Genomic DNA, 13525 nt, shown 5'->3' with positions numbered 1-13525 from the left:
AGTCGGCAAAAGACCTGACCCGGGAGACCAGCATGATCCGCCACCGACTGCCCCGCCTGCTCGCGGGAGCGGCCTTCGCCGCGACACTGGCCGGAGCGGCGGCTCCCGCCTTCGCCCAGGGCCAGGTCACCGTCTACTGCTCGATCCTCGAGGAGCAGTGCCGCGAGGGCGCGGCGATGTTCGAGAAGGCGACCGGCATCAAGGTCGCGATGGTGCGCAAGAGCACCGGCGAGGTCTATGCGCAGGTCAAGGCCGAGGCCACCAATCCGCGCGGCGACGTCTGGTGGGGCGGGCCGGGCGAGCCGCATCTCCAGGCGGCGGCGGAGGGCCTGCTCGACGTGTACAAGTCGCCGAAGCTGCCGGAACTGCATGACTGGGCGCAGCGCCATGCCGAGCAGGCGAAGTTCCGCACCAATGCGATCTATCTCGGCGCGCTCGGCATCGGCTACAACAGCGACGTCCTGAAGAAGCGCGGCATCGCCGCCCCGAAATGCTGGGCCGACCTGCTCGACGCCAAGTTCCGCGACGAGGTCCAGATCGCCGATCCCGGCTCGTCCGGCACGGCCTATGTCTTCCTGGCGACGACGGTGCAGCGCCTCGGCGAGGAGAAGGGCTTCGACTTCCTCAAGAGCCTGCACAGGAACATCAGCCAGTACACCAAATCCGGCATCGCCCCGGTCAAGGCCACCGCGCTCGGCGAGACGGCCGTCGGCATCGCCTTCATCCACGACATGCTGACGCAGAAGCTCCAGGGCGCGCCGATCGAGACCGTGGCGCCCTGCGAGGGCACCGGCTACGAGACCGGCTCGGTCTCGGTGATCAAGGGCGGCAAGAACCCGGAAGCGGCGCGCAAGTTCGTCGATTTCACCCTCTCGCCCGACGCCCAGAACATCAACGCGAAGCTGAAGATCAACTCGATCCCCTCCAACCGGAATTCGGCGCTCTCGCCGGATGCGCCGAAATTCTCGGAGATCAAGCTGATCGACTACGACACGCCGCGCTGGGGCGCGCCGGAGGAGCGCTCGCGCCTCCTCAAGAAGTTCGACGCCGAGGTCAAGGCGCTGCCGCGCTGAGCGGAACGAGGTTGCGGTTGCGTCGGAGCGCCGCGGCTTCGCGAGCCCGGTAGCACGGCCGCCGCATTGTGCTACTAAGCTGCGATCCGGGCCCGGAGCCTCCGCTCCGGCCCCAGCCATGGGATCGCCGCAGATGCTTCGCGCCACTTCCGTCCTCCGCAAGGCCGCCGTCCGCCCCGAGCGCGTCGCCGATACGCTCGGCCTCGCCCATCGCGACCGCAACCGCGACGGCGTCACCGCCACGACTGCCGGCGGGCTCGACATCGCGATCGCGCTCGACCGGCCGGCGGCGCTGAACGACGGCGACGCGCTGAAGCTGGAGGATGGCCGCCTCGTCCAGATCAGGGCCCTGCCGGAAAGCCTCCTGGAGGTCCGCGCCGAGAATCCGTTGCGGCTGACGCGTCTCGCCTGGCATCTCGGCGGCCATCACGTCCCGGCCGAGATGACGGCCGAGGCGCTCTATGTCCCGAACGATCCGGCGCTGGCCGAGCTGGTGCGCGGGCAGGGCTGCGCCATGACGCCGGTCGAGCGCCCCTTCCAGCCGGAGCCGGAGGTGCACCACCACGCCCATGGCGACGCCTGCGGCTGCGGCCACGACCATCATCATGACCACGAGCATCATCATCACGGCCATGAGCACGGGCACGAGCATCATCATGCCCATCACGGTCAGGAGCAGGCGCATGGGCACGAGCATCACCACGCCCATGGCGATGCTTGCGGTTGCGGGCATGACCACGACCACCACGGGCACAGCCATCACGATCATGGCCACGGCCACGGCACGGCGCATGGCCATAAGGGCCACTCCCACGATCACTGAGACATTCGTCGGTAAGCTCAGGCGCCTCGGGGAACCCTCTCCCATAGGGAGAGGGCAGGGTGTGAGGGGTAGGCCGCTCACCGTATTTGCTGCGAGATGGTCGCTGCTGTATTGAGGCTAGCGCTTTGCTGGTCCAGCGGCCGACACCTCACCCCTACCCCTCTCCTTACAGGAGAGGGGATTCCGCGCTCTGCCGTGCGAAGGTGCAGCCGTCTCTCAGGCGTCGTAGCCCTTGACCTCCGCCAGTGCCGCCATGACGCCGCGCAGCTCAGCCAGCCCGCGCAGCCGGCCGACAGCCGGATAGCCGGGGAAGCTGCCCTTGCCGACGTCGTCGAGCAGTTCGTGGCCGTGGTCGGGCCGCATCGGGATGCGCCAATGCGGGATGCCGGCCGCCTTGCGGCGCTGCTCCTCCGCCATCAGGACATCCACCAGCGCCACCATGTCGGTATCGCCGCCGAGATGCTCGGCCTCCATGAAGGAGCCGTCCGGGTCCTTGGCGACGTTGCGCAGATGCGCGAACCAGATCCTGTCGGCGAAGCGGCGCGCGATCTGCGGCACGTCGTTCTTCGGATTGGCGCCGAGCGAGCCGGAGCACAGCGTCAGCCCGTTCGCCGGGGAATCGACGGCGCCGAGGATATAGGCGATGTCCTCCTCGTCCGAGCAGATGCGCGGCAGGCCGAAGAGAGGCCGCGGCGGGTCGTCGGGATGGATGCACATCCGGATGCCGACGTCCTCCGCCGTCGGGATGATCGCCTCGAGGAAGCGCTTGAGGTTTTCGCGCAGCTTCGCATGCGTCATGCCGGCATAGCGCTCGAGGATGCGGGCGAGGCCGGGCAGGTCGTAGCGGTCGAAGGCGCCGGGCAGGCCGGCCATCACGCTCGACAGCAGCCGGTCGCGGTCGGCCTGGCTGGAGTTCTCGAACCAGGCCCTGGCCCGGTCCATGACCTCGGCGGAATGGCCCTCATCGGCGCCCTTGCGCTTCAGCATGAAATGGTCGAGCGCGACATATTCGTGCAGGTTGAAGCGCAGCGCCGTGCCGCCGCCGGGGAGCTTGTGGGCGAGCTCGGTGCGGGTCCAGTCCAGCACCGGCATGAAGTTGTAGCAGATCACCTTGAGCCCGCAGGCGGCGAGGTTGCGCATCGACTGGCGGTAGTTCTCGAACACGGTTTCGAGATCGCCTTCGCCGATCTTGACGCTCTCATGGATCGGCAGGCTCTCGACCACCTTCCATTCCAGGCCGAGGCTCCCGTCGCCGCGCACGATGGCCTGGCGCTTCTCGATCTCCTCGACGCTCCAGACCACGCCATAGGGAATCTGGTGCAGCGAATTGACGATGCCGGTGGCGCCGGCCTGCCTCGCCTGGGCCAGAGTCACGACGTCGTCCGGCCCGAACCAGCGCCAGCATTGTTCCATGGTCTGATATCCTTCGAGAAGTATCGCTGCTTGGGGGCGGGGAGGTCAGGAGGCGCCGTGGACGAGACCGGAATTGTCGAAGGCGTCCGCATGGTCCTTCGCGATCTTGTCGATCGTCGCGAAGACGGTGCGCAGATGCGCGCGCATCGCCGCCTCGGCGCCGTTCTCGTCATGGCGCATGATGCAGTCGGCGATGATCCGGTGCTCGTTCAGGATCACCTCGGACCAGGACGGCGTTTCGAGCGAGAGGCAGCGCACCCGGTCCATCTGGGCCTTGACGCCCTCGATCATGCTCCAAACGGCGCGATGCCCGGCGATGCGCGAGATTTCGGCATGGAAGACCTCGTCGAGGCGGAAGATCTCGGGCCGGTCCTGCCGCCGGACCGCCTGCGCCTGCTCCTCCACCTGCGCCTCGAGCCGGCGCCGGTCGGCCTCGCCGATGCGCTGCGCGGCGAGCACCACGGTGCGGCATTCCAGCGTCTCGCGGACGAACTGGCTGTCATGGACGGCGGCGAGGTCGATCGGCGCGACGAAGGTGCCGACCTGGGGCACCGCGACCAGGAAGCCTTCCTCGACCAGCCGCTTGAACGCCTCCCGGACCGGGGTGCGGCTGACGCCGAAGCGCAGCGCCATCCGCGCCTCGGACATCGCCTCGCGCGGCTTCAGCGCGCCGCTGATGATGTCGGTGCGCAGCACGCTGTAGATCTGGTCCGTGCTGTGACGGGCTGCGGGATGGGCCATTGCCAAGCTCTCGACGACTAGTATACTAGGATACCGATCATCCGGGGGCTGCGTCAACTTGGCAGGTTCCGCGGATCGAGGGGCGGGCACCGGATGGCGGCGGCCGGGCCGGCACGAGGCGAAGCAACAAGCGGGCATCCGCAGCGGGAGGAGACATCATGGTTCACGACAGCATCAACCGGCGCCATTTCATCGGCGGCGTGGCGGGCCTGGGCATGGTCGCGCAGGCGCCGGGCGTCTTCGCGCAGCAGCCCAAGCAGCCTTCGTCTCCCGTCACGATCAGCGTGGTCGATGTCGGCGGCGCCCTGGCGCTGGTGCAGACGCCGCTCGAAAACTATCCCAAGATGAAGCCCAAGATGGCTTCGCGCATGGTCTTCACCAAGGCGCCGGCGCCCGAGCTGCCGTCGAAGGTCAAGGCCCAGCAGAATGCCGGCCGCCTCGATATCGACCTCGTCATCGGCGGTCTCGACGTGCTGTCGGCCGGCATCGACCAGAAGCTCTGGGTCGAATTGCTGCCCCAGTTCGCCTCGGAGCTGCCGAAGCCCGAGGACATCTACCTCAAGCCGGCGCTCGCCATGCATAACCTCGGTTCGGGGCAGGGGATGGCGATGGTCTACTATCCCTCCGGGCCGCTGCTCGAATACATGCCGGACCGCGTGAAGCAGGTGCCGACCACGGCCGAGGAGCTGCTTGCCTGGAGCAAGCAGAATCCCGGCCGCTTCCTCTATCCGCGCCCGGCCAATTCCGGCCCCGGCCGCACCTGGATCATGGGGCTGCCCTATCTCCTCGGCGACAAGGACCCCAAGGACCCGGAAAAGGGCTGGGACAAGACCTGGGCCTATCTCAAGGCGCTCGGCGAGAACGTCGAGTACTATCCCGGCGGGACGGGGCAGGCGATGAAGGAGCTCGGCGACGGCACGCGCGACATCATCGTCAGCACCACCGGCTGGGACATCAATCCGCGCGTTCTGGGCATCGTGCCGAAGGAAGCCAAGGTCCAGGCCCTGAAGGGCTTCCACTGGGTTACCGACGCCCAGTACATGATGATCCCGAAGGGTGTCTCGGACGAGAAGCTCGCGGTCCTGCTCGACCTGATCCGTCACATGCTGACGCCGCAGCAGCAGGCCTATACCTATGACGAGGGCTATTTCTATCCCGGCCCGGCGGTGAAGGACGTTCCGCTCTCGATGGCTCCGGAGTCGAGCCAGAAGGCCATCGCCGAATTCGGCCGCCCCGAATACGAGAAGCTGATCGCGGACAATCCCATGGAAACGCCGCTGACCCCCGACAAGATGGTGATCGCCTTCCGCATCTGGGACGAGCAGGTCGGCGGCGCCAAGAAGAAGTAAGGATTGACCGGCGGCGGGCTTCGCGATCCATGTGAAGCTCGCTGTCCGCCATCATTCGACACCGCTCTCACGACCTGGAAGCCATGACGATCAACGCAGCCTCTTTCCGCGAGCTTCGGCTCGACCGCCTGAGCCGTGACTTCGGCAGCCACAACGCGCTCAAGGACGTCTCGCTGACGATCGGCAAGGGCGAGTTCATCGCCCTTCTCGGCCCGTCGGGCTGCGGCAAGTCGACGACGCTGAACCTGATCGCGGGGCTGCTTCCGGCGACGGGGGGCGGGATCTGGCTGGACGACAAGCGCATCGACCCGCTGCGGCCGGAGGAGCGCGGCTTCGGCATGGTGTTCCAGAACTATGCGCTCTTCCCGCATATGAGCGTGAACAGGAACATCGGCTTCGGCCTGAAGATGCGCGGCGTGCCCCGGGCCGAGATCGACCGGCGCGTGGCGGAAGCCGCCGCGCTGGTGCGGCTGCAGGGCCAGACCGAGAAGCTGCCCGGCCAGCTCTCGGGCGGCCAGCAGCAGCGCGTCGCCATCGCGCGGGCCATCGTGGTCGAGCCGCCGCTGGTGCTGATGGACGAGCCGCTCTCGAATCTCGACGCCAAGCTGCGCCTGGAGATGCGCGCCGAGATCCGCCGCATCCACAACACGCTGGGCGCCACCACGATCTACGTCACCCACGACCAGGAGGAGGCGCTCTCGCTCGCCGACCGCATTGTCGTGCTGCGCGACGGCGTGGTCCGTCAGGTCGGCACGCCGGAGGATCTGTTCTCCCGGCCCGACCATCTCGACGTCGCCGAGTTCATGGGCTTCCGCAACAAGGTGAAGGGCCAGGTCGCGAGCGCTGCCGAGGGCCGCGCCACGGTCGCGGTCGGCGAGGCGCAGATCGCGGGCCGCACCCGCAATGCGGTGACGGCCGGCGCCGAGGCCTGGCTCGCCATCCGTCCGGAGGATCTGCACCCGGTCGCGGCCGGCCAGCCCGGCCTCACGGCGCAGGTGGTCTCGACCGAGTTCCGCGGTCGGGAATTCGTCGGCTTCGCCCGCATGGCCGACGGCACGGACCTCTCCTTCCTCGCCCATGACAAGCTCTCGCCGGGCGAGACGGTGACGCTCGCCGCCGAGCCCGATCGCGTCCTCGTCTATGGAGGCGCGGCGTGAGCACGGACGTCTCCATCCCGCTGAAGCAGCGGCTGGCGGCGCGCGGGCTCGACGGGCTGACGCTGCTCGTCGTCCCGGCCGTCCTGTTCCTGCTGGCGCTGTTCATCTACCCGTTCCTCTACGGGCTTTTCCTCTCCTTCGAGCCGAAGCAGGGCGGCGTCTTCGCCAACTACCAGCGCTTCTTCTCCGATTCCTTCCTCTACGGGACGATCGGCACCACGCTCTGGCTCGCGCTGCCGGTGACGATCGCGACGCTGGCGCTGGCGATCCCGATCGCCTTCCGCGTCCGGCTGATGCGCAACCAGCGCCTTCTGACCACGATCCTGGTGATCCCGATCACGCTCGGCACGGTGCTCGTCGCCGAGGGCCTGCTGAACTATCTCGGCCCACAGGGCTGGTTCAACCGGACCCTGATGACGCTCGGCCTCATCTCCTCGCCGGTGAAGCTGCTGCACAACTACTGGGGCGTGATGCTCTCGCTGGTGATCACCGGCTTTCCCTTCACCTTCCTGCTGACGCTGTCCTATCTCTCCGGCATCGACCCGGCGCTGGAGCAGGCGGGCGCGACGCTGGGGGCGGGGCCGTGGGAGCGCTTCAAGCACATCCTCTTCCCGCTCCTGCTGCCGGGGCTCGCCATCACCTTCTGCCTGAGCTTCGTGCAGGCCTTCTCGGTCTTCCCCTCGGCGGTGCTGCTCGGCGCGCCGGCGGGGCCGACCCGCGTGATCTCGATCGCGGCCTATCAGGCGGCCTTCGAGGAATACGACTACTCGATGGCCTCGGCGGTCGCGATGATCATGGCGCTGGTGCAGCTTGCCATCGTCGTCGCGGTGCTGGCGGCGCGCGGCCTGCTCTATCGCGGCCCGGCCGGTGGCGGAAAGGGCTGAGCCATGGTCAAGGACACCCGCATCTCGACGAAGCTCTGGGCGGCCGCCAACTGGACGCTGATCGGCTTCTTCATCGTCAACCTCCTCGCCATGATCGCGACGGTGGTGACCTCCTCCTTCGCCACGCGCTGGCTCGGCACCTGGCTGCCGGCCGGCTGGACGACGCGCTGGTACTCCGCCGCCTGGTCGGAGTTCCAGCTCCATGACGTGCTGCTCGTCACCTTCCAGATCGTCTTCCTGGTGGTGGTCCTGTCGGGGCTGATCGGCGTGCCGGCGGCCTATGCGCTGGCGCGGCGCGACTTCCCGGGCAAGAAGCTGGTCATGCTGCTCTTCCTGCTGCCCTTGCTGGTGCCGCCGATCACCTTCGGCATCCCGCTGGCGACGGTGCTCTACCAGACCGGCTTCGCCGGGCAGATGTCGGGCGTGGTGCTGGCCAATCTGGTGCCGACGGTGCCCTTCGTCATCCTGGTGATGATCCCCTTCATCGAGCAGATCGATACCAAGATCGAGCAGGCGGCGCGCGTCTTCGGCGCCAACACCTTCAAGCTCTTCGTGCATGTGCTGCTGCCGCTGCTCATGCCCGGCATCCTGGCGGCGCTGCTGCTCGTGCTGGTGCGCACGCTCGCCATGTTCGAATTGACCTTCCTCACCGCCGGCCCGACCAGCCAGACGCTGGTCGTCGCGCTCTACTACGCCGTCTTCGCCTCCGGCGTGCGCGCCGTCCAGTCGATCGACGCCATGGCCGTCATCTACATGGTCACCACATTGATCTGGCTCGTCATCGCGCTCCGCTTCGTCAACCCGACACAGATCGTCGCCCGCGCGAAGAAGTGAGGGCGGCCGGCGCCGGACGTGCAAAACCGGGCCGGATGATATAGGGAGCGGCCATGATCCCGCCGCTCCCGAACATGCGCTTCTCCGTCGCGCCGATGATGGACTGGACGGATTCCGCCTGCCGGCGGATCCATCGCCTGATGTCGCGCCATGCGCTGCTCTATACCGAGATGGTGACGGCGCAGGCGGTGATCCACGGCGATCGCGAGCGCCTGATCGGCTTCGACGCCATGGAGCATCCGGTCGCGCTCCAGCTCGGCGGCAACGATCCGAAGCTGCTGGCACAGGCCGCGCGGATCGGCGCCGATTTCGGCTATGACGAGATCAACCTGAATTGCGGCTGCCCGTCCGACCGCGTGCAGGGCGGGTCCTTCGGCGCCTGCCTGATGCGCGAGCCGGAGCGGGTCGGCGATTGCGTCGCGGCGATGAAGGCGGCGCTCGCCATTCCCGTCACGGTGAAGTGCCGCATCGGCGTCGACGACCAGGACCCCGAAGCGGCGCTCGACGCGCTGACAGCCGCGGTGCGCGCCGCGGGCGTCGACGCCCTGATCGTCCATGCCCGCAAGGCCTGGCTGCAGGGCCTCTCGCCCAAGGAGAACCGGGAGGTTCCGCCGCTCGACTATGAGCGCGCCTATCGTCTCAAGGCCGCCAATCCCGATTTGCCGGTCGCGATCAATGGCGGCATCAAGGCACCGGCCGAATGGCTGGCGCATCTGCAAAGGCTCGACGGCGTCATGGTTGGCCGCGAGGCCTATCAGAACCCCGAGATCCTGCTCGGGGTCGATCCGCTGCTCTTCGGCGAGGCGGCTCCCGTCCCGGACGCCTTCGCGATGCTGGAGGCGCTGGAGCCGGTCATCGCCGCGCATCTGGAGCGGGGCGGGCGGCTACACGCCTTCACGCGCCATCTCGTCGGCCTGTTCCCCGGCCGTCCGGGAGCGCGGCTGTTCCGCCGCCATCTCGCCGAGCATTGCGTGCAGCCGGGCGCCGGGCTCGCCGATCTGCGCGCCGCCACCGCCCATGTCTCGCGGCATCAGCCGGACGCCGCCGCGGCCTGATCCCCCGCGCCGCTCTCCGGCCGGTTGGCGGCGGGGCGACGGCTGCCGCTTCAGCCCGAAACCGCCAGCGTCGCGAATTCCTTGCCGAAATTGGCGAAGAACTGCCCGGCGAGCTTGCGCGAGGTCGAGTCGATCAGGCGGCTGCCGAGCTGGGCGATCTTGCCGCCGACATCGGCCTTGACGGTATAGGCCAGGACTGTCGCCTGCGGCCCGTCCTCGGTCAGCGAGACGTTGGCACCGCCCTTGGCGAAGCCGGCGATGCCGCCCTTGCCTTCTCCCTGCGCCGGCCCCGGAGGCGCGCGCCGCCGCCGCCCGAAGGGAGGGCGGCTCCGCCGGGCATGGCGGGGCTGCCCCGAAGCCCTTGCCCCGGCTGGCGAAATCGCCGAGAGGGGAAGGGCTGGCCCACCGGAGCCCTTTCCATGCTCGCAGGCATTCCCCTCGGCGACCTCGCCTTTCTCGCCGTCTCTCTCGTGCTGGCCGGGGCCGTGACGGGCCTTCTGGCCGGCGTCTTCGGCGTCGGCGGCGGCGCGGTCATCGTGCCGGTTCTCTACGAGGTCTTCCGCGTCATCGGCGTGGCGGAGGAGGTCCGCATGCCGCTCAGCGTCGGCACCTCGCTCGCCGTCATCATCCCGACCTCGATCCGCTCCTTCAACGCCCACCGCGCCAAGGGGCTGGTCGACCTCTCGATCCTCAAGGTCTGGGCCGTGCCCGTCGTGCTCGGCGTGATCGTCGGCAGCTATATCGCCCGCTACGCCCCGGCCGACCTGTTCAAGATCGTCTTCATCGCGGTCGCGACGATCTCGGCCATCCGGCTGCTCTTCGCCGCCGATCGCTGGAAGTTCGGCGAGGAGATGCCGTGCAAGCCGCTGATGGTGGCCTATGGCGGCGTCATCGGCGTGCTGTCGGCGCTGATGGGCATCGGCGGCGGCCAGCTCTCCAGCCTGTTCATGACCTTCTACGGCCGGCCGATCCACCAGGCGGTCGCGACCTCCTCGGGGCTCGGCGTGCTGATCTCGATCCCCGGCGCGCTCGGTTTCATCTATGCCGGTTGGCCGAAGATGGACATCCTGCCGCCGCTCTCGCTCGGCTATGTCTCGCTGATCGGCATGATCCTGTTCATCCCGACCTCGATCTGGACGGCGCCGATCGGCGCGAGCCTGGCGCATCGGCTGTCGAAGCGGCGGCTCGAAGTGGCCTTCGGGCTGTTCCTGCTCTTCGTCGCCGGGCGCTTCGTCTGGTCGCTGCTGCACTGAGGCTGCGGAGCCCGGCGATGAGCGAGGTCGCGATCCGCCTGCTGCAGCCGGCCGACCATCCGGCGCTGGCGGCGCTGATGGTCGAGATGCAGGGCCATTACGCCGTGCCGTGCCCGCCCTTGCGGGACATCCAGGCGGGCCTCGCCGCTCTCCCGGCCGGGGTGGAGATCCTCGTCGCGGTCGCGGGCAAGGCGATTCTCGGCTTCGCCTCCGCCTGCAATCTCTATCCGGGGCCGGGGCTGAAGAGTGGCTTCTTCCTGAAGGAGATCTATGTCGCCGATGCCGCCCGCGGCAAAGGGCTGGGCCGCGCGCTGATGACGGCGCTGGCGAAGCTCGCGGTCGAGCGCGGCCACAAGCGCCTCGACTGGACGGCCGACGCCGAAAATCCCGCGCTGCTGGGCTTCTACGAAAGCCTCGGCGCCGTCGCGCAGACGAAGAAAGTGTTCTACCGGCTGACCGGCGCGGCGCTGGAGGCGGCCGCCGAGGCCAGCGAATAGGGTTCTTTCAGATCGCGTCCCGGTCATCCCGGGCGGAGCGAAGCGCAGACCCGGGATCCATGCCAGAGCCTCGATTGGTGACGCTCCGGCATGGATCCCGGATCGCCGCCGCTCACGCGGCTTGTCCGGGATGACTCAGTTGTTCCAGGGCTTCAGCCGGCGCCGTCGCTCGGGCAGCCTGGCCATGATCGCCAGCCGCTCGGCCTCGCTCAACCGCGACCATTGCGCGATTTCCGTGAGTGTGCGGCCGCAGCCCTCGCAGAGTCGGCTCGCCGGGTCGATGATGCAGATCTTCACGCAGGGCGTCGAGACGGCGCTCACCGCCCGGCCCATCCCAGTGTGAGCGCCAGCCCGAGATAGACCGCGATCTCGGCGAATTGCTGGGCCGCGCCGAGGATGTCGCCGGTCTGCCCGCCGATCAGCCGGCGCGCCAGCCGGGCCAGCGCCGCGGCGGCGCCATGCGCCAGCGCGAAGCCGAGCAGCAGGCCGGCCAGCGGCAGATGCGCGGCGAGGCAGAGCCCGGCCGCCAGAACGAGGCTGAGAGCGAGCGCGATCCGCGCCGTCGCGAGGCCGGGCCGGCCCACCGCGGCGGCGGCGCCGATGCTGCGGGCCGGCGGCTGCGTGGCGAGCAGGAGCAGCCCTTCGGCCCGCGACCACGGCGCCGCGGCGAGCACGGCCGCGGCCGCGCCCCAGGCATTGCTGCGGTCGAGGATCGTCGCGATCAGGCTGGCCCGCAGCAGCAGCGAGAGCCCCAGCGCCATCGTGCCATAGGAGCCGATGCGGCTGTCCTTCATGATCTCCAGCCGCCGTTCCGGCGTATGCCCGCCGAACAGCCCGTCGGCGCTGTCGGCGAGGCCGTCCTCGTGGAAGGCCCCGGTGCTCAGCGCCAGCGCCGCCAGCACGAGGGCGCCGGTCGCCGTCCCGCTGAGCCCGGCGAGGCCGGCGGCCAGCGCGACGAGCGCGGCGGGCAGCGCGATGATCAGCGCCGCGAAGGGCAGGGCGCGCGGCACCGTCCTGAAATCGGGCACGCCGTGCAGGTCGCCTTCGCCCGGCAGCCGCGGCACGGGCAGGCGCGAATAGAAGCGGATGCAGATCGCCGTCGCGATCGCCCAGCCCGGCCAGGCGGGGCGTTCCGCCGCCGTCGCTTCGCTGCTGGTCTCCGCCTCGGCCATGCCGGCCTCCCGCCCCCGTCGATTGTCTTCCGCCGGCCGAGCCTATAGCAGCAACGGCAATCCTGCCGCCATGGCGATGCGCCTGGCGCCGCCTCTTTTCGACGGACTTGACCATGGCCGCTTCCGCTTTGCCCTTCGACGATATCCGCGAGCTCATCGCCGCCATGCCCGGCCCCGACATGGCGGCGGCGAACGCGGTGCGCGCCCGCGACGCCAACCTGACCAAGCCGGCCGGCAGCCTCGGCCGGATGGAGGAGATCGCCGAATGGCTCGCCGCCTGGCAGGGCAAGGCGCCGCCGGCGGTGAACCGACCGCTGGTCTGCGTCTTCGCCGGCAATCACGGCGTGGTGGCGCAGGGCGTCTCGGCCTATCCGCAGGCGGTGACGCGCCAGATGCTGGAGAATTTCGCCGCCGGCGGCGCCGCGATCAACCAGATCTGCGCCGCCTTCGATCTCGGCTTCAAGGTCTTCGACCTGGCGCTCGACCTGCCGACCGGCGACTTCACGCAGGAGGATGCGCTCGACGAGCGCGCCTGCGTCGCCACCATGGCCTTCGGCATGGAGGCGCTGGCCGGCGGCGCCGATCTGCTCTGCCTCGGCGAGATGGGCATCGGCAACACCACCTCGGCGGCGGCGATCTATGCCGGGCTCTATGGCGGCGACGCCGCGCGCTGGTGCGGCCGCGGCACCGGCGTCGACGATGAAGGCTTCAGGCGCAAGGTCGCGGCGGTGGAGGCCGGGCTTTCCCTGCATCGCGCCCATCTCAAGGACCCGCTGGAGGTGCTGCGCCGCCTCGGCGGGCGCGAGATCGCGGCGATCTGCGGGGCGATCATCGCGGCCCGCTCGCAGCGCATTCCGGTGATCCTCGACGGCTATGTCGTCACCGCCGCGGCGGCGATCCTGCACGCCATCGAGCCTTCGGCGATCGACCACTGCCTTGCCGGCCATCTCTCGGCCGAGGGCGCGCATGCCGAGGTGCTGGCGCGGCTCGGCAAGGTGCCGCTGCTGGCGCTCGACATGCGGCTGGGGGAGGGGACGGGCGCGGCGCTCGCGGCGGGGCTGGTCAAGGCCGCGGCGGCCGTCCATTCCGGCATGGCGACCTTCGAGCAGGCCCAGGTGGCGCGGAAGGATTAGTTGCCGCCGCATTCTCATCGTAACGCGCGGTCATCCCGGATGCAGCGAAGCGGAGATCCGGGATCCATGCCTGAACCTTTGCCGGAAACGCTCCGGCATGGATCCCGGGTCAAGCCCGGGATGACCGCGTGTTTCAGCGCA

General features: G+C 69.1%; 14 protein-coding genes and 1 pseudogene. 10 read left to right on the top strand and 5 right to left on the bottom strand.

The annotated features are described in order from the left end of the window. The first annotated feature begins 32 nt into the window (after window positions 1–32). Entirely contained in the window at window positions 33–1073 is a 1041-nt protein-coding gene (locus ACWH43_RS15900; protein WP_158445629.1) for an ABC transporter substrate-binding protein, read from the top strand. A gap of 133 nt (window positions 1074–1206) precedes the next feature. Continuing rightward, window positions 1207–1896 carry an urease accessory protein UreE gene (locus tag ACWH43_RS15895; protein ID WP_158445630.1) on the top strand — a complete coding sequence of 230 codons (690 nt, stop codon included), beginning with the start codon at window positions 1207–1209 and terminating at the stop codon, window positions 1894–1896. A 216-nt stretch (window positions 1897–2112) separates the two neighbouring features. Here the strand turns inward: ACWH43_RS15895 and uxuA are convergent, their stop codons facing one another. Together uxuA and ACWH43_RS15885 are read right to left on the bottom strand one after the other, a co-directional pair. Next, the gene (gene uxuA, locus ACWH43_RS15890; protein ID WP_158445631.1) at window positions 2113–3309 is read right to left on the bottom strand and encodes a mannonate dehydratase; all 1197 of its coding nucleotides are present in this window, start codon (window positions 3307–3309) and stop codon (window positions 2113–2115) included. A 45-nt stretch (window positions 3310–3354) separates the two neighbouring features. Further along, window positions 3355–4050: a GntR family transcriptional regulator gene (locus ACWH43_RS15885; protein ID WP_158445632.1), complete on the bottom strand. Its 696-nt coding sequence runs from the start codon at window positions 4048–4050 to the stop codon at window positions 3355–3357. A gap of 158 nt (window positions 4051–4208) precedes the next feature. Between ACWH43_RS15885 and ACWH43_RS15880 the strand changes: the two genes are divergently transcribed. From ACWH43_RS15880 to dusA, 5 genes are all read left to right on the top strand, one after another. Continuing rightward, complete coding sequence (locus ACWH43_RS15880) at window positions 4209–5399, top strand: ABC transporter substrate-binding protein (protein ID WP_158445633.1); 1191 nt, start codon at window positions 4209–4211, stop codon at window positions 5397–5399. 89 nt (window positions 5400–5488) lie between these two features. Beyond that, window positions 5489–6556: an ABC transporter ATP-binding protein gene (locus tag ACWH43_RS15875; protein WP_158445642.1), complete on the top strand. Its 1068-nt coding sequence runs from the start codon at window positions 5489–5491 to the stop codon at window positions 6554–6556. Continuing rightward, entirely contained in the window at window positions 6553–7440 is an 888-nt protein-coding gene (locus ACWH43_RS15870) for an ABC transporter permease (protein ID WP_260348016.1), read from the top strand. The genes ACWH43_RS15875 and ACWH43_RS15870 overlap by 4 nt, the downstream gene beginning before the upstream one ends. A 3-nt stretch (window positions 7441–7443) precedes the next feature. Next, window positions 7444–8274 carry an ABC transporter permease gene (locus ACWH43_RS15865; RefSeq protein WP_158445634.1) on the top strand — a complete coding sequence of 277 codons (831 nt, stop codon included), beginning with the start codon at window positions 7444–7446 and terminating at the stop codon, window positions 8272–8274. Window positions 8275–8327: 53 nt separating this feature from the next. After that, window positions 8328–9329: a tRNA dihydrouridine(20/20a) synthase DusA gene (gene dusA / locus ACWH43_RS15860; protein ID WP_158445635.1), complete on the top strand. Its 1002-nt coding sequence runs from the start codon at window positions 8328–8330 to the stop codon at window positions 9327–9329. Between the two features lie 50 nt (window positions 9330–9379). Here the strand turns inward: dusA and ACWH43_RS15855 are convergent. Then, window positions 9380–9610: pseudogene (locus tag ACWH43_RS15855) on the bottom strand (CoxG family protein); the annotation flags it as partial. 138 nt (window positions 9611–9748) lie between these two features. On the opposite strand from ACWH43_RS15855, the gene ACWH43_RS15850 reads away from it, so the two are divergent. Both ACWH43_RS15850 and ACWH43_RS15845 read left to right on the top strand, forming a co-directional pair. Then, on the top strand, window positions 9749–10582 hold the full coding sequence (locus tag ACWH43_RS15850) for a sulfite exporter TauE/SafE family protein (RefSeq protein ID WP_158445636.1): 834 nt from the start codon (window positions 9749–9751) through the stop codon (window positions 10580–10582). 17 nt (window positions 10583–10599) lie between these two features. Next, a complete protein-coding gene (locus ACWH43_RS15845; protein ID WP_158445637.1) occupies window positions 10600–11079 on the top strand; it encodes a GNAT family N-acetyltransferase in 480 nt (159 codons plus the stop codon). A 135-nt stretch (window positions 11080–11214) separates the two neighbouring features. Here the strand turns inward: ACWH43_RS15845 and ACWH43_RS15840 are convergent, their stop codons facing one another. Further along, window positions 11215–11400, bottom strand: coding sequence for a DUF1289 domain-containing protein (locus ACWH43_RS15840; RefSeq protein ID WP_260348015.1), 186 nt, complete (start codon window positions 11398–11400; stop codon window positions 11215–11217). Further along, window positions 11397–12251, bottom strand: a complete 855-nt coding sequence (locus ACWH43_RS15835; protein ID WP_158445639.1) for an adenosylcobinamide-GDP ribazoletransferase — start codon at window positions 12249–12251, stop codon at window positions 11397–11399. The genes ACWH43_RS15840 and ACWH43_RS15835 overlap by 4 nt, the downstream gene beginning before the upstream one ends. A 113-nt stretch (window positions 12252–12364) precedes the next feature. On the opposite strand from ACWH43_RS15835, the gene cobT reads away from it, so the two are divergent. Then, complete coding sequence (gene cobT / locus ACWH43_RS15830; RefSeq protein WP_158448448.1) at window positions 12365–13384, top strand: nicotinate-nucleotide--dimethylbenzimidazole phosphoribosyltransferase; 1020 nt, start codon at window positions 12365–12367, stop codon at window positions 13382–13384. Window positions 13385–13525: the final 141 nt, after the last annotated feature.

It is taken from the genome of Allobosea minatitlanensis (assembly GCF_964020775.1).
This window is presented reverse-complemented; position numbering and strand designations above follow the sequence as displayed.